Origin of the sequence: Paenibacillus sp. SAF-068, from assembly GCF_051967555.1 — a bacterium.
Lineage (GTDB): Bacteria > Bacillota > Bacilli > Paenibacillales > Paenibacillaceae > Paenibacillus.
The window spans coordinates 337,687-359,093 of the sequence record NZ_JBQCJX010000002.1; the positions used below are offsets into that span (position 1 = coordinate 337,687).

Annotated in this window: 16 protein-coding genes; 11 read left to right on the plus strand and 5 right to left on the minus strand. The window is 46.3% G+C overall.

Translation table 11 applies throughout. From position 1 onward, the window contains the following. Window positions 1-169: 169 nt before the first annotated feature. Both ACTHPG_RS15510 and ACTHPG_RS15515 read left to right on the plus strand, forming a co-directional pair. A complete protein-coding gene (locus ACTHPG_RS15510; RefSeq protein WP_440390484.1) occupies window positions 170-976 on the plus strand; it encodes an alpha/beta fold hydrolase in 807 nt (268 codons plus the stop codon). Between the two features lie 24 nt (window positions 977-1,000). Then, entirely contained in the window at window positions 1,001-1,984 is a 984-nt protein-coding gene (locus tag ACTHPG_RS15515; protein ID WP_440390485.1) for a sensor domain-containing diguanylate cyclase, read from the plus strand. 133 nt (window positions 1,985-2,117) lie between these two features. On the opposite strand, the gene ACTHPG_RS15520 is transcribed toward ACTHPG_RS15515, so the two are convergent. Continuing rightward, window positions 2,118-3,605, minus strand: a complete 1,488-nt coding sequence (locus ACTHPG_RS15520; RefSeq protein WP_440390486.1) for a DUF5123 domain-containing protein — start codon at window positions 3,603-3,605, stop codon at window positions 2,118-2,120. A gap of 102 nt (window positions 3,606-3,707) precedes the next feature. Between ACTHPG_RS15520 and ACTHPG_RS15525 the strand changes: the two genes are divergently transcribed. Next, complete coding sequence (locus ACTHPG_RS15525; RefSeq protein ID WP_440390487.1) at window positions 3,708-4,364, plus strand: DUF2625 family protein; 657 nt, start codon at window positions 3,708-3,710, stop codon at window positions 4,362-4,364. Between the two features lie 152 nt (window positions 4,365-4,516). Here ACTHPG_RS15525 and ACTHPG_RS15530 read toward each other — a convergent pair whose 3' ends face one another. After that, window positions 4,517-5,857, minus strand: coding sequence for an MFS transporter (locus tag ACTHPG_RS15530; protein WP_440390488.1), 1,341 nt, complete (start codon window positions 5,855-5,857; stop codon window positions 4,517-4,519). Window positions 5,858-6,102: 245 nt separating this feature from the next. Here ACTHPG_RS15530 and ACTHPG_RS15535 point away from each other — a divergent pair, with 245 nt between their 5' ends. Then, window positions 6,103-6,492: a VOC family protein gene (locus tag ACTHPG_RS15535; protein ID WP_440390489.1), complete on the plus strand. Its 390-nt coding sequence runs from the start codon at window positions 6,103-6,105 to the stop codon at window positions 6,490-6,492. A 35-nt stretch (window positions 6,493-6,527) separates the two neighbouring features. Here the strand turns inward: ACTHPG_RS15535 and ACTHPG_RS15540 are convergent, their stop codons facing one another. Together ACTHPG_RS15540 and ACTHPG_RS15545 are read right to left on the minus strand one after the other, a co-directional pair. Beyond that, window positions 6,528-9,179 carry a cation-translocating P-type ATPase gene (locus ACTHPG_RS15540; protein ID WP_440390490.1) on the minus strand — a complete coding sequence of 884 codons (2,652 nt, stop codon included), beginning with the start codon at window positions 9,177-9,179 and terminating at the stop codon, window positions 6,528-6,530. 240 nt (window positions 9,180-9,419) lie between these two features. Then, entirely contained in the window at window positions 9,420-9,791 is a 372-nt protein-coding gene (locus tag ACTHPG_RS15545) for a hypothetical protein (RefSeq protein ID WP_440390491.1), read from the minus strand. 223 nt (window positions 9,792-10,014) lie between these two features. On the opposite strand from ACTHPG_RS15545, the gene hcp reads away from it, so the two are divergent. The 5 genes from hcp (at window position 10,015) to ACTHPG_RS15570 (ending at window position 16,944) form a co-directional block, all read left to right on the plus strand. After that, a complete protein-coding gene (gene hcp, locus ACTHPG_RS15550; RefSeq protein WP_440390492.1) occupies window positions 10,015-11,307 on the plus strand; it encodes a hydroxylamine reductase in 1,293 nt (430 codons plus the stop codon). Window positions 11,308-11,539: 232 nt separating this feature from the next. Next, window positions 11,540-12,910 carry a PTS transporter subunit EIIC gene (locus ACTHPG_RS15555; protein ID WP_440390493.1) on the plus strand — a complete coding sequence of 457 codons (1,371 nt, stop codon included), beginning with the start codon at window positions 11,540-11,542 and terminating at the stop codon, window positions 12,908-12,910. A gap of 257 nt (window positions 12,911-13,167) precedes the next feature. Continuing rightward, window positions 13,168-14,793 carry a helix-turn-helix domain-containing protein gene (locus tag ACTHPG_RS15560; protein ID WP_440390494.1) on the plus strand — a complete coding sequence of 542 codons (1,626 nt, stop codon included), beginning with the start codon at window positions 13,168-13,170 and terminating at the stop codon, window positions 14,791-14,793. Between the two features lie 102 nt (window positions 14,794-14,895). Beyond that, entirely contained in the window at window positions 14,896-15,912 is a 1,017-nt protein-coding gene (locus ACTHPG_RS15565; RefSeq protein ID WP_440390495.1) for an ABC transporter substrate-binding protein, read from the plus strand. Further along, window positions 15,913-16,944 (plus strand): NAD(P)/FAD-dependent oxidoreductase, encoded by a 1,032-nt coding sequence (locus ACTHPG_RS15570; protein WP_440390496.1) that lies wholly within the window; start codon window positions 15,913-15,915, stop codon window positions 16,942-16,944. It begins immediately after the preceding gene. 563 nt (window positions 16,945-17,507) lie between these two features. Here ACTHPG_RS15570 and ACTHPG_RS15575 read toward each other — a convergent pair. Next, window positions 17,508-18,482 carry an ABC transporter substrate-binding protein gene (locus ACTHPG_RS15575; RefSeq protein ID WP_440390497.1) on the minus strand — a complete coding sequence of 325 codons (975 nt, stop codon included), beginning with the start codon at window positions 18,480-18,482 and terminating at the stop codon, window positions 17,508-17,510. 202 nt (window positions 18,483-18,684) lie between these two features. Here ACTHPG_RS15575 and ACTHPG_RS15580 point away from each other — a divergent pair, with 202 nt between their 5' ends. Together ACTHPG_RS15580 and ACTHPG_RS15585 are read left to right on the plus strand one after the other, a co-directional pair. Continuing rightward, window positions 18,685-20,538, plus strand: coding sequence for a helix-turn-helix domain-containing protein (locus tag ACTHPG_RS15580; RefSeq protein ID WP_440390498.1), 1,854 nt, complete (start codon window positions 18,685-18,687; stop codon window positions 20,536-20,538). A 178-nt stretch (window positions 20,539-20,716) separates the two neighbouring features. Beyond that, window positions 20,717-21,259: a CueP family metal-binding protein gene (locus tag ACTHPG_RS15585; RefSeq protein ID WP_440390499.1), complete on the plus strand. Its 543-nt coding sequence runs from the start codon at window positions 20,717-20,719 to the stop codon at window positions 21,257-21,259. The last annotated feature ends 148 nt before the right edge of the window (window positions 21,260-21,407 follow it).

A 21,407-nucleotide genomic window follows, 5' to 3' on the forward strand; every position in this document is an offset into this window, starting at 1 on the left:
TTACCTGACGATAGTCAGATTGTAAAGCGTGTATTCAAATGATATATTTATGACTTTTTGGTAGATGAGAGAAGTTATTAAACATTTTTTATTCATATCCCAACATTTTCCGATATAATAGTCAGATATATTGATTCAAGTGAATACTACCTCGGAGAGGTGATATGAAATGACGATTGATGTGCTTGTAAGAAATAATGTAAAAGTGCTTGGCTCAGGCGGGCAAACGATTGTATTTGCTCATGGTTTTGGATGCGATCAGGATATGTGGCGTTACATTGTTCCAAGTTTTACGGAGAACTACCGTGTGGTTTTGTTTGATTATGTTGGATCTGGTGAATCTCAAATTAACTATTATGATGCTGGCAAATATAGCAACCTCCAAGGATACGCCCAGGATGTGCTCGAGATTATGGAAGCACTCGAACTAAGGGACACCATATTTGTCGGGCATTCCGTCAGCAGTATGATTGGGATGCTGGCATCCATTCGGAACTCCAAATATTTCAAACAAATCGTCATGTTAGGGCCCTCCCCACGATACGTGAATGATCTGCCGAATTATTATGGAGGATTTGACCGGAATGATATCGATGAATTGCTTGAGATGATGCAGATGAATTTTATTGGATGGGCAAGTTATATGGCACCCATTGTGATGAACAATCCGGAACGAAAAGATCTGGCGGAAGAGCTGGAGAAAAGCTTTTGCTCCAGAAATCCGCATATTGCGAGACAATTTGCCGAAGTGACGTTTCTATCGGACTGCCGGATTGATCTGGAGCAGGCAACTGTGCCAACATTGATTCTTCAGTGCTCTGATGACAGCATTGCTCCGGTAGAAGTCGGGGATTACTTGCACGCTCATCTGAAGAATAGCAGGTTGCAACAGATGACGGCTAAGGGACATTATCCACATCTAAGTCAACCGGAAGAAACGATCCGAATGATTAAGGATTATTTGACGAGCGCATAAAACTCGAAAGAAAGGCAGTTATTCATGGATATACAATTAGATCTTGCTCCCTGTGGATACTTCTCTATCTCTGATTCCGGTATCGTACAGTCGATTAATCAAACATTTCTTACGATGCTTGGATATAAACACGATGAGCTGATAGGGCAACATATTGAATCGACCATGTCGGTGAGCAACAAGGTGTTTTTCCATACGTACTTCTACCCCTACATCCAGTTATATGGACATGTGGACGAGATGTATTTCACATTCCGTACCCGGGATCAGCAGGCGGTTCCTGTTCTGCTTAACGGTGTTCGCCAGACCCGTAACGGGGAAAGTGTTATGGATTGTGTCGTTGTTATCATGCGTAAGCGAATCGAACATGAGAAGGATATTTTGCGTACCAAAACCAAGCTGCAGGAGCTGTATCAAGCGACGCAAGAAGCGAACAAAGAGCTTGAACAATTGCATGAGGAATATAAAGTCAAAGAGCAGGCGTTAATCAAAGTGAATGATCAGTTGGAGACACTGGCTTCCACGGACCTGCTGACAGGACTGAGGAACCGCAGGTTTTTCCAGGAAAAAATGCTTGAAAGCTTGATGTTGTTCCGCGAGCAACAGCGTTATTTCTCGCTTCTGGTTGTGGACATTGATCATTTCAAAAGCATTAATGATACGTACGGCCATCCCATCGGAGATCTGGTACTCGGCAATCTGGCAGGGCTGCTTCAATCGTTGTCGCGAAGTACCGATGTGGTTGCACGTTATGGCGGAGAGGAATTTGTTATCATTCTTCCAGATTGTGAAGAGCAGCAAGCGATCGGTATCGCAGAAAGATATCGTTCACAGGTTGCTTCAGCCGACTGGGGTGAATATAACATTACCGTGAGTATCGGTGCGGCCACTGTTGTAGAGGAAGATACGGAACAGTCCTTGTTCCAAAAAGCGGACAAGGCCCTGTATGCCTCCAAAACCGGAGGACGAAACCGGGTGACACATGCAGCTCAGATGGTAAGAAGTTAACGGTTGGATTGCATCAAAAGAAAGCGAAAAGGAGCCTGTGCATTGTGAGGAAAACGATCCCACATCGCACAAGCTCCTTTTATTTGTGTGTAAATAGACGTGCTAATTTCACTTGAGTAGTACCAGATTAACTTTACCGCGGAGCAAGGTAGCCATACAACTTCGCCGGAGAATTAGCCTGAAGACGGAAATCTTCGTTGGAGTCATTCATAAATGCTGGATTCACATATATGGAGTGTGCATCGTTGCCAGATCCCTTCATGTAGGCAGCAATGCCGTAGTAGGCTTTATTTTTCCAGACCCATAGGGCATCTCCCTGTTCTCCTGTTGAGTAATAGACATTATGGTCAAACACATTGCCTGTATTGCTCGTATATTCATTGTATATCAGTACTTCCGAGCTGCCCGATACGAGAATGTTGCGCATGAATGTATTGTTCTTCGTCCGTGACTGCATGAATAACTGTCCGTTGCCTTCATTCAGGGTATCATTCCCCACGAGCGTATTGTACATAATCTTGCTATCCTCTGTAGCTCCTCTTTCCTCGTCATAACCTCCCATGGCAATGCCCGTCAATCTATTGGAATAGATCAGGTTATCACGCAAGGTAATGTTGCTGGTTGAACGTCCGGCATGCTCCGAGGCAATCTCAATTCCGATATCGCTCCGGTATACCCGGTTCTGGTCAATGATATGATCTTTCCCGCCATCTACATAGATGCCACCGGCCGAATGGGTACCATTGGGTAGGTCTGTTCCATAGGAAGGATTGTTATTGGATGAAATATCATAGACTTCGTTGCCTCGTACAATGCCGTTCCGAGCCTGATCGTACGTGTCGTCTTCGGATGTACCCTCGTACCCGATCAGATCAATACCAATATTGTCGGAATCATGGATGATATTGTCCTGTATGGCAAACGTATCGACATTGCCGTTGATGGCAAGGGCCTCGCTGGAGCCAAGGGTAAGATCATATAATTCATTATCCTTAATGATGATATTGCGTAATGCTCGAGGGTGTTCTGTGCCATATATGGCAATACCGTGGGCATCCCTGCCCCTCAAATCGGGACCCTCAGGAGAAGCGTAACTAGCGATCGCATGAATGGTGTTACCCAACAGCTGAATATGCTCACCCGCTCCGTGGACATAGATTCCGGTTGGAACCTGACCCCTGAGTGTGGTTGTGAAGTTACGAATTTCGAGGTTCTGAATCGTGATATAACTGGCATTTTCAATTTCGATCAGCCCTTCGATGCCTTCTGCAGGGAGGTCTTCCCCATCAATGATGACATTCTCTTGCGGATAGCTGGAAAATAGGGTCGGATTACCGGAGGAATGGCCACTCCGGGTGATTTTGACTTTCTGATGATACACACCTTCACGCAGATAGATCGTACTTCCTGGCGAAGCATGGTCGGCTGCGTGCTGCAACGTTTTCCACGGAGACTGAAGGGTTCCTTTATTCGAGTCGTTTCCTTGGGGAGATATGTAATGGATGACTTGAGGATCAGACTTTTGAACAGAAACGGGTGTCTTCATGGACAGGGTACGGTCCTGACAACCAGATGCGAATAACATTAGAATCGGCATAATCAGCAAAACTGTACGAAGCAAAGTTGTTCCTCCTTAAATTTACCTGTGAGCTAGATTATAGCAGATTTGAACGGGTTAATATGCCATGATATGCTTTTTACAAAATCAGTGAGGAGACTGCTCATGAATACATTAACGATAGCTGAATTAGTAGATCGAGAGAATCACGCATGGGAAGAACTTAAGGAACTCCTGGATAGCGGGCAAAATACATATGTGTATGTTCCAGCAAAGCAGGAGGCCGGAGAGGATGTCCTCTATCGTCTGCAAATAAGCACCAAATCCTATTTGGGAGCTGTTGCTTATGAGACAGAAGGTATTGTACTGGACCATGGTTGGATCACGCTGCTTGGTGCGGGTGGTGACAGTACATATGGAAGCTTGACCAGTTGGAATGGTGTAAGTGATCAACCTTGGGTAGATGTTCTGGAAGGTATGATGGTCGTCGCATATGATGCGGCAGGTGGTTTCTTCGGGCTGGATACAGGCAAGTATGGCCGTACGGGACACATCTATTATTTTGCACCGGATACACTTGAATGGGAATCAACAGAACTGACATATTCGGAGTTCATCAACTGGCTGGCGGATGGTGATCTGGGGCAGTTCTATCAGACGTTTCGCTGGAAAGATTGGCAGGAGGATATGACACAGCTTCAGACGGGACAAGTATTCGCATATTATCCACCACTTTGGACGAAGGAAGGTGGCGGCGAGAGCAGCAGCAAATCCCCAATTAGCATCATGGAGGCCTGGAAGTCGGCACTGGACGGGGAATAGTTGTCATGCTGCTGTAGGATGAAATAAGGTAAGTAACCGGTAAGTTCAAGTTCATTGCGTGATTCATTTGAAAAAAAGAGTTTCTGTTCCAAACTAAAAGAGGCTCGCGCTTGGCGCGGGCCTTTTTGTTCTGAACATTAAACATTCAAGTATCAATTGTCCAATGCAAGAGGTTCAATGCCTGAGCGTGAAGCTCTGCTATGCCAGACGGTCAGACCCAGAGAAACAACGCAGACGAGCAACAGACAAGCGTATACCACATGATAAGCTTCCTCTACTGATACTCCCGGAATGCTGTGCAACAGCAACCCGCACACGGCTACAGATACCGATCCACCGAAGAACTGAATCAATTGTAACATCCCCATACCAGAACCAATCTGTGCTTTGGGCAGCACACGTGACGCTTCATTATTCAATGAAGCCATGGATGCCGAGAGTGCCGGTGAGAAAAAGAGATAACCACTGGTAATGATCAGGGCGGATTGATCCAGTCCGAGCATGAATAAGGCAAGTACCGCTGCGAGCAGGATGTGTCCGATGATCATAAATCGCATATTGCCATAACGGTCGATCCAGCGTCCGACGTAACGGGTGCAGAATGCTGCAACAATTGCTCCTGGAGCAATCAGCAAACCAATGGCGAGCGATGAGCGTCCATATAGATCGGCAAGCACAAGCGGCATCAAAAACAGATTACCCAGATTCACGACCAGCACGCAGAATCCGATAAGGATTAACCGGGTGTATCCTGGCGTTCGGAACACGAGTGGATTCACAAATGGAAGACTCGCTTTCCGAATATACAGGAGGTGTGCAACAAGTGAAATCACGCCAATGGCAAACCATAACCAGGACTGCTGGGTGATCGCTACCAGAAGTGTAGTGGCGTTAATGACGGTTAGTATGGCTCCAATAACATCAAATGGCTGATCCGTTTGGACGGATTCACGTGGGAGAAAATAGAGCAGTACAGGCAGGGCGAGCAGCACAAGCACGGTTATGGCAAAAAGTCCGTTCCAGCCCCAGTACTCGCTAATGAGTCCGCCGACAATGGGGCCAAGTCCAAAAGCCATGGCACTGCCTGATGAGATGAGTGCGATGGCAGCTCCGCGCCGTTCCACCGGGATGTAACGGCTCGCGATGACGAGACCCAGACCGGCCATCACCCCTGCACCGGCAGATTGCAGAATGCGTGTCAGCAACAGGATCGCGAAGTTATGCGCGAACAACCCCAGCAATGAAGATAACCCCAGGATCAGGAGCCCAACCGTGAGCAGTTTGCGCACCGGAATACGGTCTGATAATCGACTGTATATCACCGTCGACAGGGCGTAACCAATGGAATAACTTGAGATGACCCAAGAACCCAGGTTCGAGGTAATCTGCAAATCGTGAATAATGACGGGCAAAGAAACATTGAACATGGTGGTGTTCATCACAACGATGAACAGACAGCACGTCCAGAGTGGCATGACAATTTTATCTTTCACGTAACCATTCCTGTCTTATCTATGAATGTGAATTGGGATAGAACTTTGATGAAAATGTGTTGAAAAGCAATATATTATTTTACACTTCATTTTATTATATGGCAATAATGTCATACTATATTTTGCGCATTCTAAGTAAAATTTAAGTGATGCTGAGTCGGATTTATAGACTTTTTCCCTGAAATTGGGTAATGTGGTCGTTGGAATACATAACTAATTTAATTATATTTTAAGGAGATTACAGTATGAATCACTTACTATTAATGTCCCACAGCGTATTTCCGACGTTGGATATGAAGCGAACAGCACAGTTTTATGAAAAAAAGATGGGCTTTCGTGTGGTCGAATACCTCGATGCCACGGAACCTCATATCTGTCTTTATCGTGATCTTACCGAAATTATTTTAACCCAAAGTAATGGACAAAAGGTAATTCCCAACAGAGAATTATATGGTTATGGATATGATGCATATTTTATTACCAAGAACCAGGAAGAGCTTCAAAAGGAATGGATCGACGCAGATGTGAAAATCGTTCGTACCCTCAATCATACAGACTATAATAACAAGGAGTTTGTGATCGAGGATATCGATGGACGATGGATTGCTTTTGGCATAAAACAGGCGCTCCGATAAGGGGCGCCTGTTTGTGCATATGATATCTGCAGAGCTTATGCCGCAGTAACTTGTTTGCCACGATTGCGAATCCACTTGATGACATCCATCAGAATGACGGCAGCAAGAGCGAGTCCACCTGCAATCAGGAACTCATTCCAGCCGAAGGTGTCCGGGATGGCGAAGACACCGCGCACACCTGGAATCAGTGTGATTGCGTAGAGACAGAGACATACCAGGATGGAGCCAAGCACGAATTTATTCGTCATGAAGCCCACCTGGAAGATGGTCTGTGTGTTGGAACGTGCTGCAAATGTTTGCAGACTGCGTGCCAGAATCAAGGTGGTGAAGGCCATAGCTACACTGATTTCCTCCGAGATACCAAGTCCGATATATTGGGACACAATAACAGCTGCACCAATCAGGACACCACGCGTAATCACAGCCTGCAGGGTTCCACCTGCGAAGATACCCTCGTTAATATCACGTGGTTTACGACGCATGACATCTGGCTCGGGCTTCTCTGTACCCAAAGCAATGGCTGGCAGGGAGTCGTTCACCAGGTTGATGAACAGCAGCTGAAGGGCTGTAAATGGATTAACCCAGCCGACGATCAAGGCAAATAAAATGGCGATAATGGCGCCGAGGTTACCGGCAAACAGGTAAGCGATGGCTTTTTTGATATTATCAAATACCATCCGCCCTACACTGACCGCATTCACGATGGAGACAAAGTTATCGTCTGTCAGAATCATGGCAGCCGCATCCTTGGCGACATCCGTACCGCTACCCATCGCTACGCCGATGTCGGCCTGTTTTAGTGCAGGTGCGTCATTGACCCCATCTCCGGTCATGGCTGCAACTTTACCTTTGCGCTGCCATGCACGCACGATTCGGATTTTGTTCTCAGGTGATACTCTGGCGTATACCGAGATATGTTCGAGTTTTTGATCCAGCTCTTCATCGGACATTTTGTCCAGTTCGGCTCCGGTAATGGCAAGATCATCCGGTTCGGCAAGTCCGATATCCACACCGATGGCCTGAGCCGTCGTTTTGTGATCTCCGGTGATCATGATGGTGCGAATGCCTGCTTTTTTGGACTCTTCAATAGAGCTGTATACCGCTTCACGCGGTGGGTCAATCATTGCAGTCAGTCCAACCAGTGTCAGATCATGCTCGTCATCAATCGTAACCTGGTTTTTATCATCAAATTTTTTGTATGCATAGGCCAATACACGGAAGGCGCGTTTGGAGAATGCCTCATTTTTTTCTTCAAATTGTGTGCGAATCTCGGGTGTGAGGGGCTGAACTTCGCCGTTGATAAACACATGACTACAGCGGCTGAACAGCACATCGGGGCCACCTTTGGTCAGCAAAGCCGTCTGTCCCTCAAACGTATGAACCGTACTCATGAGTTTCCGATCCGAGTCAAAAGGAAGCTCGGCTTCACGTGGAAACTGGTCACGGATTTCATTGTAATCCTTGTTCACCCGGTTGCTGAAGGCGATGAGAGCCACTTCGGTAGGGTCACCCAGCTCCTTGCCTTCCTGGTTAATATTCGAATCATTGCAGAGCACTGCAATATGTAATAAACGTCGTTCCTCTTCCGACCACTGATCGGGATCATCGGGGAATTCGTCCTTGGTGCCATGGGGAATGTAATAATCCACGACAGTCATCTTGTTCTGAGTTAGCGTTCCTGTTTTGTCCGTACAGATGATGCTGGCAGAACCGAGTGCTTCCACGGCAGGCAGTCTGCGAATGATCGCATGTTGTTTGGCCATCTTATTGGTTCCGAGTGACAACACGATCGTCACAATGGAGGATAGTGCCTCAGGAATGGCAGCAACTGCAACAGCTACAGCAAACATGAGTGCATTCACGATGGATGGTCCGATATTCTCCGTACCCTCGGTCAACCATACACGACCGGCTTCAATGCCAAAGATGAGAATCGATAAGCCCAGGATGAAAAAGCCCAGTTTTTTGCTGAATGATTCCAACTTGCGCTGTAAAGGTGTGTTCTTGGCTTCGGCATTTTCAATCAGTTCGGCAATTTTGCCAATTTCCGTTTTGAGAGCCGTGCCTGTAATAACCAGCATGCCCCGTCCATATACGACCAGTGAGCCACTGAAGGCCATATTGCGACGATCTCCGATAGGAGCTTCATCCGAAATGGTATCGGCATGTTTCTCGGCTGCTTCGGATTCTCCGGTCAGCATGCCTTCATTGATTTTCAAACTTCCTGATTCCAGAATTCGCCCGTCTGCCGGGACATAATCGCCTGCATCCAGCATTACAATATCACCGGGAACGAGTTCTCTCGCCGGGATGGTCTTTTTCTGCCCGTCACGAATGACCTTGGCTTCAGGAGCCGACATTTGTTTCAGCGCGTCGAGCGAACTCTCGGCTTTTTTGGTCTGCACGACACTGATTACTGCGTTAAGCAAAATAACCAGGAATATGATCAACGATTCAATCAGGTGTCCAAGTACAACCTGTACGGCGGCTGCAATCAGCAGCACGATAACCATCGGATCTTTGAAATTTTCGAGGAACAGTTTCCATACTGGCGTTGCATCTTTGCCTTTTAGCTCATTATATCCTTCCGTTTCAAGTCTCTTGGCAGCTTCAGAAGTTGTGAGCCCTTTGGAGGAACTCTGTACATCCTGAAGGGTTTCATCTGCACTGTGTCTGTAATGTTGCAATTGACCAGCTCCTTGAATATTAGATTTCTCTGTGTATTACCCTTACGGACAAAATCTAGAATCGTTTCATTTCCGTATTTTTTTAAAATTATGGAATGAATACGTTTTTAGCTGTACACAGTATTTTTCATAATGAGCGGAGATATGCTTCTTTTCCAATATTATTATTTCCAGTGATGCACAGACAAAACATGCACCACTGGAATGAATCTTAAAGCTGGTTATCACCAAGCGAAACGTCTAAATCAGACGATACCCTGGAGGCAGGTTTCCTGTACGCTGGATTCTGCGAACCTGTGCTGCCGTTAAACGCTGATTCGAAGCGATTAATGACTCCACGTCACCTCTTCTAAGGATGTCATCCAGTTCGCGAATGCTGCGATTTCCCCGCAAGATAAAGAAATTGTCACGAAAGCGTGACCGATCAAACAGTACAAGCGTAGCGTTTGGATTGGTCGAGAAGAATCGCAGACTCTCAATCCCGGTCAGGACAGCGTCAATATCGGCAATACCCAAGTTACCACGGTATACTCTACGTAATCCTCTGAAATTCTCTTGACTATACACGGCCAGACGTGGATACGTCCGCGAGATCGACACAGGTTTATTCAAAGTACATTCCTCCTCTGCTTATAGACAACCTGGCTGATCGGACAGATTGGTCTATTGAATACTATATGTTGGGAGGAAGGGTGTGGATTGGATGATAGTCTCAGAGAAACATATATAGATGTTAAATCAGAAACTGTGTGCACCATCACACTAGCTCATATCAGGGTCTGTTACGCTATTACATAACGAACTGCGTTTAATTTAAGTTTGGAGGGGAATCCATATGTTTTGTTATCAATGCGAGCAGACGCCGAGTGGCGGGTGTACCGTGGTAGGAGTATGTGGCAAAAACGAAACAATCGCTAGCCTGCAGGATACGATGATCTTTGCGTTAAAAGGAATCGCTGCTTATGCGACACACGCACGCCAGTTGGGATATTCTGATCCTGAGGTGGATCGGATTACACATGAGGCATTATATATGACATTAACGAACTCGAATTTTAATGTGCAGGAACATCTGGAGATGGCGATGAAGGTAGGTAATGCAGCCATCCGTATTATGGACGTACTGGACCGAGCGCACACGGACCGCTTTGGTGTACCGCAACCGATAACGGTTAGTCAGAACCAGATCGAAGGACAGTGTATCGTGGTAACGGGACATAATCTGTATGCTTTGGAAGAGTTGCTGCGTCAAACCGAAGGGAAAGGAATCAACATCTATACTCACTCGGAAATGTTGCCTGCACACGGTTATCCGGCGTTGAAGAAATACGCCCATCTCAAGGGCAATATCGGCAAAGCATGGTACGATCAAAGAAGACTGTTCGAACAATTCCCGGGTGCGATTCTCGCAACCACCAACTGTGTCATGCCGATCAAAGGCACTTATGCAGACCGCTTTTTCTCGTACGAAGTGGCGGGTCTGGAGGGTGTTGCCAAAATTGCAGAGGACGACTTCTCACCCCTGATTGAACGCGCATTGTCACTACCTGCGGCCGATATACAGTCCGAGCAAGTCTTAACGACAGGGTACCATCATGAGACCGTGATCGGGCTTGCGCCCGAGATAATTCAAGCGGTGAAAGACGGTCATATCCGTCGATTCTTCGTTATTGCAGGCTGTGATGCACCAGGCAAAGGCGGCAACTACTATCGTGAGCTCGCAACATCATTGCCGAATGATACTGTAATTCTGACGACGTCTTGTGGCAAGTTCCGCTTCAACGATGTGGATTATGGTACGGTTGGAGACACGGGCATACCGCGTTACATCGATCTGGGTCAATGCAATAATTCCGGTTCTACGGTGAAAATTGCCATGGCTTTGGCGGATGCTTTTGACTGTACCGTGAACGAATTGCCAGTCAGCATCGTGCTGTCCTGGTTTGAGCAAAAAGCAGTTGCGATCCTGCTCGGCCTGTTCAGCCTGGGCATTCAGGACATTCGGATTGGACCCAAACCGCCTGAATTCATATCCGAAGGTGTCTTGGATGTACTCGTGGATATGTTCGGTCTGAAGTTAATTACAACGGCAGAAGAAGATATGAACGCCATGTTGGCATTGTCATAAGGGCATGAATTAAATAGAAGATATGTAAGAAGCCTGCACTTTTGCAGGCTTTTTTGCTACCTAGATAATAACTTAGGTCAATATACCTTGTGCAAATAAACATGAAATGAAAGGGAAATTAGTTTATTTATCCTATTGAAGTTCTTTCGTGGAAATGTCTATATAGATAGAGGCATATTAGAGTGGAACATCACAAAACACGGGTTTACCGTAACATGAGGAGATTGTACATATGCATGACAGACAGATTGAAGATTGGTTGAAACTCGCAGGTGGGAAGGACAACATCAAGCTCGTAGAACATGATAAAGGTACAACAACGTTGGTACTGAAGGATAGCAGCCAATTAGATATGTCGGTTCTGGCAACCACAGTTGATATGGCAGATATTCGGGTAACGGGTGAGAAGTGTCATCTGTCAATAAAAGATGAATCTTCCCTGATCTTCAATGCGCTTCAGGGTGTGGGGGAAGCGGAAGGAACAGGATTGCGGGAAGCAGGACATTCGAAGAAGAATCGATTCTCGATCTTACATTTTGTATCCGATGTGTTCAGGCCCTTGATGCCTGTGATTCTCGGCGCCGCCGTTATTAAGATTGTACTCGCTATGATTACGCTAGTGGATACATACAGTTCAGCGGAATCTTCTGCATTGATGGACAGCCAGACCTTTACGATATTTAGAATCATTGGTGAGAGTGTATTCTATCTACTGCCTGTATTGGTAGCCATAAGCGTATCGTATCGGTTGAAGAGCAATATCTATGTGGCTGCATCTATTGGCGGATTGATGTTCTATCCGGAAATGACCATGCTGATGTCGGGTGAACAAGAGGTGCACTTCCTGGGTCTGCCACTCGTGTCCCAGCCTGCTTTTTACACGACGGCCATCTGGGTCATTCTAACGATCTGTGCAGCATCCTATCTGGAAAGAGTCGTTGAACGATGGAGTCCAATATTCTCCAAAGGGATGGTTGCTCCATTCCTGACGTTACTGATTCTTGTTCCACTAGTATTAATGATTCTTGGTCCAGTCGGCACTTGGATCGATGCGTATCTACCCGAGGCATTGGATTCACTGTTAGCTAAGGCTCCAGTGGTGACGATAATGTTACTGGGAGGGGTATTCTCGCTGATGTTGGTTACGGGATTACATTACTGGTTACTGGCCATCATCATGAATGAAATGGTTATGAATGGTGGTTCCGTGGTGATTGCATCCATGATAGTGGCGATTGTTGGACAAGCAGGGGCTGCGCTTGCAAATGGATTGCGCTCGAAGGAGCAATCGTCCAGAAGACTGGCTCTCTGGGCTACGGGTACAGCACTCCTGGGGGTTGTAGAGCCTGCACTATATGCGGTCAACATGAGAAAGAGATCCTCTTTCTACGCGGCATTGCTAGGTGGAGCTGCGGGTGGACTGTATTTTGGTTTGTTATCTGTTAAGGCATTTGCTATGGTTGGAAATCCGAGCCTGATCAGTCTCCCGCTCTTCATGGAAGAGGGTAGCCTGAATCTGTTACACACCTGCATTGGTGTAGTCATTGCTTTCGCTGTCTCTGGTGGACTGACGTATTGGATAGCGGGAAGAAGACAGAAATAGGGATACACGTCGCCAAAAGTTAATATTGAGTAAAATATAGAAACGTAGTATTAAAAAGGATTGTTACCGTTGTAAGAGAGCTTGTACCTGATGGTACGGGCTTTTTTTGTTTCTATCCCAACAATATATGTATGAAATGTATAGTAGCTGTTCCACCATTTTATCATGCCATAGCTTGTTGGATATGGGGTTGTCATGTATTTTGATATAGTGAAACGTACATTCAGGATGATTAATCCCTTGGAAAGGATAACGATATGTCTGACAACATGGAATGGATCGCTCAGTGGAAGTCGACGAAGGTATTAACCAATGCATGGATAACGAAAGGCGAACTGCACCACTTTCCCAGTCACACGTTGATATTTATTATTGATGGCAAAGCGATCTGGAATATCAATGGACACCGGGTCCACGTCTCCTTTGGCGAATTAATTGCGCTTGAAGAGAACTCCGTAATGGAGGTCATTGAAGGTGGCAACCTGGATCTGGCAGGCTGGCATGTTCAGTTCGATACATATTCGGTGCTGCATGATGGACGAGAAGCTGAGAAGTTCGAATGGTGGTTACCGTCAGGCGAGGCGTACCAGAAAGTGCAACTGTCCGGTGGAGCTCTGGCAAGTATGATTCAGCATTGGAGTGAGTTGCATACAGAGGATCAGAGTGCAGGAAGGGTTAGCCATCAGCAGTTGTTGTATGAGATGTTAAGTAATCTATATCGCAAACAGCCGGATAGCGAGTTGAAGCCAGAACACGGTATACTTCGCTCCATTGACTACATGCAGCAGCATTATGATCAGGTCATTACACGTACACAGTTAGCTCAGATTGCCGGTACGAGTCCGTGGCATTATTCCCGCAAATTTAGTGAACGATATGGTAAGCCACCTCTGGATTATCTGGCCCACTACCGAATCTATCGCGCACAGGAAGAACTCATATTAACCGCAGCAACTTCTCAGGATATTGCCAAAAAGTCCGGATATGAAGATGCTCATTATTTCAGCCGACGTTTCAAACAATTGACTGGCGTATCACCTAAGATGTATAAGCAGACGATGACACAGCGAAAGATCGTGACACTGTCTCCCATCTGCGGCGAAATCATGATTCATCTGGGTGTCATCCCTCATGCGGTAGTGGTTACCCCGATCCTGTTGTCTCCACATCATCGGGAACAATTTACAGCGCATGGAGTAAAAATGTTGGAGGTTACACAGTACGAAGTGGAGATCGAACTTGTTCGGCAAGTTCAACCGGAGATGTTGATTGGAAATGTATTAACCGAAGAGGTCAAAAGGGAGCTGCGCACAATTGCACCGATTCTAACCGGACTTCATCAAGATGTGGAACCGATGCTCGATCAATTGGCAGCCTGGTTTCTTAAAGAAGAAGAGGCTCATGGACTGCATCAGCAGATGAAACACGAGGTCAGTGTGGCTAAGCGACAGTTGCAAGCCATTATTCAATCCGCATCCACAGTTATGCTGCTAAGGGTAGAAGCATTTGGTTATCGATATCTGGGAGGGCATTCTCACGGGGTATCATACTTGTTATATGAACAGCTTGGATTAGCACTGCCGCAAGCACTGCATTCAGGTGCAGCCTGGTTTAATCCATGTTCGCTTGAACTGCTCACACAAGCCGATCCCGACTACCTCTTTGTAGAGAAACGGATCATGCAACACTTTAGTGCTGAAGAGAATATGAGGAAACTATGGGAGAGTCCGCAGTGGAAAGACCTGAAGGCTGTGAAAAATAACCGGGTATTCTACGTAGATACTCATCTGTGGGTGGATGGTCAAGGCATTACGGGACATACTTTGATTCTCAATCAGATCATTCGCCATCTTATGAAATCTCATCATGGAAGAGCACAATAATCCAACTGAATACGCACGATATGCTATGGAACAGACACTTCTTATTTGATAGTATTTGATAATAATTATCATTATCAATGTACATAAGGGGCGAAGTATATCATGTTACGAAGATTCAAAGGGTTGGGCATCATGCTATTGGTGATCAGTGTAATGCTGGCGGCATGTTCTGGTGGAACAAAAGAAGAAAATGAAACAGCTGGGACAGCAGAGGTGCAGACAGAAGGCGCAGCAACTACAACGGAAGATGCAGGGGATGCAAGCGGAACTAAAGTGGTACAGGATCAGTTTGGCGAAGTTACGATTCCTGCCAATCCTCAAAATTTAATGGTGTTCGATTCGATCTATGCCGAGTACCTGATTGAGATGGGGGTTACACCCCAAATGGTTTTGCTAACTCCGGAAGTTGAAGCGGAATACCGGCCTGCCTATTTTAAAGAACACGGAGTTCAGGTTATCGAAGTCGAGCAGTATCAATATAACTATGAGCAATTGCTTGCGTTGTCACCGGATATGATCCTTACAGCAGGCGAAGGTATGGAACAGGGCGTATATGACGAGTTGTCCAAAATTGCTCCAACGGTGGCACTGGATGCCAACAGCGAAATGAAACGTGCCATGCCGAAGCTGGCAGCCATATTCGACAAGACTGAGGAATCAGCCAAAGTACTGGCTGAATTCGATGAGAAAGCAGCCCAAGCCAAAGAAAAAATTGCGGCAGCCCTTGGAGACAAGACCGTATTGGTTCTTCGTGTGGAGCACAATCGTTACCGTTTTATGGGCCCCAAAGGAGGAAGCAGCAGTGTTTTCTTCTATGATATCTTGGGCCTGAATAGTCCTGAAGCGATCAAAGACTCTACAGATTGGTTTAGCCAGTTCTCGTTAGAATTCTTGCCTGAGATGAATCCGGACTATATTTTCCTCGAAGACAGAACTCTCGTAGGTTATGACACGACGAAATCCATGGAAGATCTGAAAGCAAGTCAGGTGTGGGCGAATCTGGAGGCTGTGAAGAATGATCATGTTTTCCCACTGAAGACGAGTGAATTTGTATCTGGTGTAGGCCCGATTGGTTCTGTAAAGTTAATGGACTATGTTGTTGAAAAGTTGGTGCCATAGATGACTACAGCGAATCAACTGGATATTTATGATATTACCATCGTTGGCGGGGGACCTGCTGGAATGTACGCCTCCTTTTACAGTGGCATGAGAGCCATGCGCACCAAAATCATCGAAGCCAAACAGGAACTGGGCGGATTCATGCGTACATACCCGGAGAAGCTAATCTGGGACGTGGGCGGGGTTGATCCGATTCGCTGCGAGCAGCTAATTGAATCGCTGGAAAGACAAGCGAGAACATTCGACCCAACGATTGTGTTTGGGCAGGAAATTGCTGAGCTTGAGCGACGTGAGGATGGAGTATTTGTACTCATCTCCAAAACAGGTGAGCGTCATTACACACGTACCATTATGTTATGTGCAGGCAGAGGCATGACTCAGGTGCAAAAGCTGGATATCGACGGTGCCAATCGGTATGAGCTGACGAATCTGCATTATACGATAACTGATCTGTCCCGATTTGCCGGGAAACGTGTTCTGATCTCGGGCGGCGGTGATTCAGCAGTCGACTGGGCAAATGAAATGAGCAAGATAGCAAGTGAAGTTACGGTAGCACACAGACGCCATGAGTTTACCGGACACGAGTCGCCAGTTGCTCAGATGAAAGCTCAAGCGAACGTCATGACACCATATAGTATCTCTCGCTTATACGGTACAGGTGACCAAATTGATCGTGTCGAACTGGCCCATGCAGAAACCGGTGAGATCACACATGTGGAGGTGGATGAAGTCGTCGTAAGCCATGGGTATGATCGTGATTTTGGCAACCTCGTGCAATGGGGACTGGCGCGGGAGGACTACGGCGTATCCGTTGATCAGCGAATGCGTACCAACCTTCCTGGCGTATTTGGAGCAGGGGACTTTATCACCTATGGAAGCAAAGTCAGGCTGATCGCGGGTGCTTTTAACGATGCGGTACTCGCGGTTAACAGTGCCAAGATGTATCTGGAACCTGGTGCTTCTGATATGGCAGGTGTATCCTCTCACAATGCCCGGTTCTATGAAAAAAACAAAGCCCTCTCCAATACGTAGATAGGTTTGCGCGCATGGAAGGCAATCTGAAGAGCCCGAACAACGTCGAGATTGCCTCGAAATTGCGTCGGGCTCTTGCGTATCATCATATTCAAGCCAAACAAAAACGCCACCTGAATCATTCTGGTGGCGCTGTATCTGTACTTTTTTTTGAACTGGATAAAAAGTCTTGAAACCCAGACTGCCGATCTTGGCGAATGGATAGACCGATTATCTAAGGATGGCTAGATGACTTTCTAAGGAACTCAGGACTTCTTAATAGGCCATCAGTTCCTCTTTTCAAATTTTAAGGAACATCAGACACGTTATCTATCAAAATCTCCTCATAAAAGCACTGAAAACCACTTTTTATTCGAATATAGCGTGTCTCAAGTTCCTTAGATTTCTGAAGTGGCTTCAAATCGTTGAATAAGACGCCTCAGATTCGTTAGCGCTTGCTGGCACTTAAAGCACACGTTCTTGTACATTCAGGATTCGATGCTCATGCTAGTCCGAACACTTTAAGTTTCGCAGGCTTTCCAGCGTTCGCAGGTATCCCAGGCTTCATTAATTTGAGACTCACTCTAATTCAGCTCCGTTTGTCCACTTGCGAGTCGATCTGCGATCTCTTCTGCTTGTAGAATGGAGGTATAGGGATCAGCGGTGAAATATTTATGGATATCCAGTTTGAAGATATGATTGTTCTGAACCGCAGGCAGGTTATCCCAGACGTTAGGCAACAGGGAATGATCCTTCGTGCCTTCCGTAACCATCATCAGCAGGTAATCACCCACGTACTCTCCAAATACCTCTGCGCTAGCCTCCAGGTTTTCTTTACCTTGGTCCAGAAGTTCGGACTTCACCTTGGGTGCCGGAGTCAGTCCCAGCAATTCATAAGCTGCTCTTCCACCACGATTGGCACTGTTGCCGATAATGGCGGGATTCTTCAAAAAGTTAAAATCGGCAACAGTGAAGGTGGCATCGTCAGGAATTACGTCTTTGATTTTGGCCTGAGCCGCTGCGATCCGTTGTTTAAATGTTTCGTTCCACGCGATGGCTTCTGCTTCTCGATTCAGAATCTCGCCCATGGCGGTTACCTCGTCTTCCATGGAATCATACTGATCGGGCACGAATACGACAGTCGGAGCAATTTTGGAATAGGTCTGAAATTTCTCCTGATCCCATGTGATAATCAGATCCGGTTCCAACTCTACCATTTTCTCAAGTGAAACCTCACTATGGTTACCCAGATCCGCGCTATCCACAAGTTTGTCACGCAGAAACATGCCATAATCCAGCAGGCTGCTCGGCACACCAACAGGTGTTACGCCGACAGCCAGAACATGTCCTATATTCCAGTCGACGACAACCCGCTCCGGAGTGAGGGGCACGGTAACGTCTCCCATCATTGTGGAAAGTGTTCTTGTCTGTGGTGCGGTGTTTTCTGTTTCTGTCGCGGCTGGCTCCACGCTCTCGCTTCGGGTACAACCACTCATGAATAAGGCCGTGATCAGTAAAACCGGCAGGGCCATACGATACCAAGCTTTCTTAAACAACATGACGAACCCTCTTTCTAATTGATAATGATTTTCATTTAATATAACTCTAGAGGGAAACATGTGATTGCACAATAACCGATTCGGAAGCGAAAGCATACCCATTTCAGAACTCAATCGACAGGTTGAACTGAGAATGATTATCATATATGATGAGGCAAAGCTTTGGATATGGTAACGAGAAATAATAGAAAGGTCCATGACGATGAACATAGAAGAATACGGGGCATTATGGGAGCAAATAACCATCCGATTACTGGATATTCGAAACATGACCGTTAATATCAATGAAGATCCTGATACGTGGACGCTTCCTTCGAATGCTTTTTTATTGGTTACGAAGGGCAGAGGGAAGATCTGGCTTGGGGAAGCGATGCATCAGATTAAAGGAGCTTATGTTCTGCACGCCTCCAAAGGAACGCGTCTGAATTGTCTGGCTAAGAAACAGATGGAAATACATATGTTGTCTTATTCGTCACCAGAGACAGAGAGGGCCAATAAGGAGAATTCCCTAACCAATACTGGGGCAGATTCTCTGCAAGTCAGTTTTGGGTTTGAACCAAAGTATCCATTGCCTTTAATTGAAATCATGCAATGGATAGGCAGACAGTGGAATGAACTACAGTCAACAGGCCGGATTCAAACCAAGGCGTTGTTCTACGAATGGCTCGCCGAGATGCTGAAACAAATGCAAGAGCAGAGGAAGAACCATACGAAGCTGGATCGGGTGGATCAGGCGGTGCGGTATTTGAACCGTCACTATGGGGAACCACTCAAAATGGAACAGGTAGCTGGCATGCTGGATTGCAGTCCGAGGTATCTGAACCAATTGTTTCAGCTTCAATTGAACACAAGTCCCAGTCGTGTGCTGTCACAGATTCGGATGGAACAGGCGATGAAACTACTGGTAAGTACGAAAGGGACCTTACAGGAAATCGCCGAGAGAGTAGGCTATGAGAACGGCTATACACTAAGTCGCTATTTCAAGAAACATTACGGGGTTTCTCCGGGGGTTTACAGAAAGCGTCAAGACAGTGGCATATCAAATGTAGCCCCGAATACATGCCAACCACTTTCCCTTCTGGAAAGTCATTATCCGGAATGGAGCGAACGAACGGTACCCATAGTTGAAGCTGACCAGACTCGGCCAGCTCAAGAGAATACAGACCAGACAGGAAACCAGATGAGGAAGTACTCGGCGCCTGCGGTGCCAAGAGCCAGAACTCGGGTGTTTGCCTCAATCATGGGCGAGATTACGATACCGGTTAAACCTAGTCGTGTTGTTGTGGACTGGAATTTAGGAGAAGTACTGGCACTGGGTGTGACACCTCTTGGAGCGCCGCATTCCCTGATTGAAAGCAACCAAATGCTGGAGCCTTATATCTGTGACCAAGTACAGGATATCGGCAATCATAATTTTATTTCGGTTGAAAAGGTGCTTGAACTGGAACCGGACCTGATTATCACCTGGAATCCTGCTGCCTACGCTTCCTATGCGCGGATTGCACCTACGGTTGTCTATGGAGGGAGTGGGTACGGCTCTGTCGAGGAGGAGATCCGTGAGATGGGACGTATTCTGAATCGCCATACAGAAGCCGAAACCTGGATTAAGGAATACGGGCGGAGAGTACATGCTATACGACAAACGATCACCAGCAAGTTCTCCACAGAGAAGACATTCACAGTGATTGATCCAAACTGGGGAGAACAGATTACCCTTGTAGGATATACGGGAACTCGTGGAGGTAAGGCAGCCTACGGATTACTGAACTTGAAGCCGGCAGGCAAGGTTCGCCAGGAGCTGCTGGAGCCGGGATTGGAATACCTGGACGTTGCGCGGAGTGCAGTAGGCGGGTATCTGGAGGATTACCTGTTGGTGTTGGATAACGGCCCAAGACAGGGGACAGATAAGCCATCTTCAGTCAAACCATGGCAGAAATCGATCGAGACAGAGCACTGCCGGATTATTAATCTTGATTGGAATAGATATTTTCTGTCCGACCCATTGTCAGCGGTGCTGCAAGCCGAGGAAATGGCAGAGCGGATTATGGCACGTTGAGTATCACCTTACGTAAGAGTATGAACAGATAACTTTTCAATCAGATATTTCACATATGAGTTGTTCGATAATTAGCCAACCATATATGTGAATATCTGGTGAATTCCTCGCCGTATAGGTCCATGATGGTAAGTTCTCCATTATACTTAATGAAAACGGACGAGGAGATGTACTCCAGATGAAAAAACAAATGTGGATCATTGCAAGTATTGCAGTTGTAATTGTGATCGGGACCTACCTGTTTGCAAGCAGTACGGGCAAGGAAGAGGCAGGTACAGCCGATGCACCCAACATCAGAAAAATGGTGGAAGATATCAGCACAGGAAAAGAGAAGCCGGAATCTGCCTCCATTAATGCCAAACAATTAATCGTCACAGATCAAGATAAACATACGACTACATATGATTTGCCTGAGAATGAATTTTTCCTTTCCATTGCACCCTATATGGACCAGACTCATCCCTGTGCAATTCATAGCTTGACCGGTTGTCAGGGGGAAATGAGCAATAAGGAATTCAGCGTTACCATTCATGATTCTCAAGGCAACACTTTTATGAAAGATGAAGTGATCAAGTCTGGTGCGAACGGATTTATGGATTTTTGGGTGCCAAGAGACCGAACCTATCTGATTCGTATTGTTCGAGATGGAAAGGTTGCAGAAACGCAATTGTCTACATACGAAAATGATAATACATGCATCACTACGATGCAGTTAAGTTAATGCAAACAGAGAGGCAATGGAAGGGAAGGATGGGCATTGAGCTCCCCCTTTCCTTTTTTATTGCATAAAAGAGTTGGAATAAGGTACTTTCCATTGACAAAAATCCGTTCCTGCGGCATAATCCAATAGTGATAATGATAATTGTTAT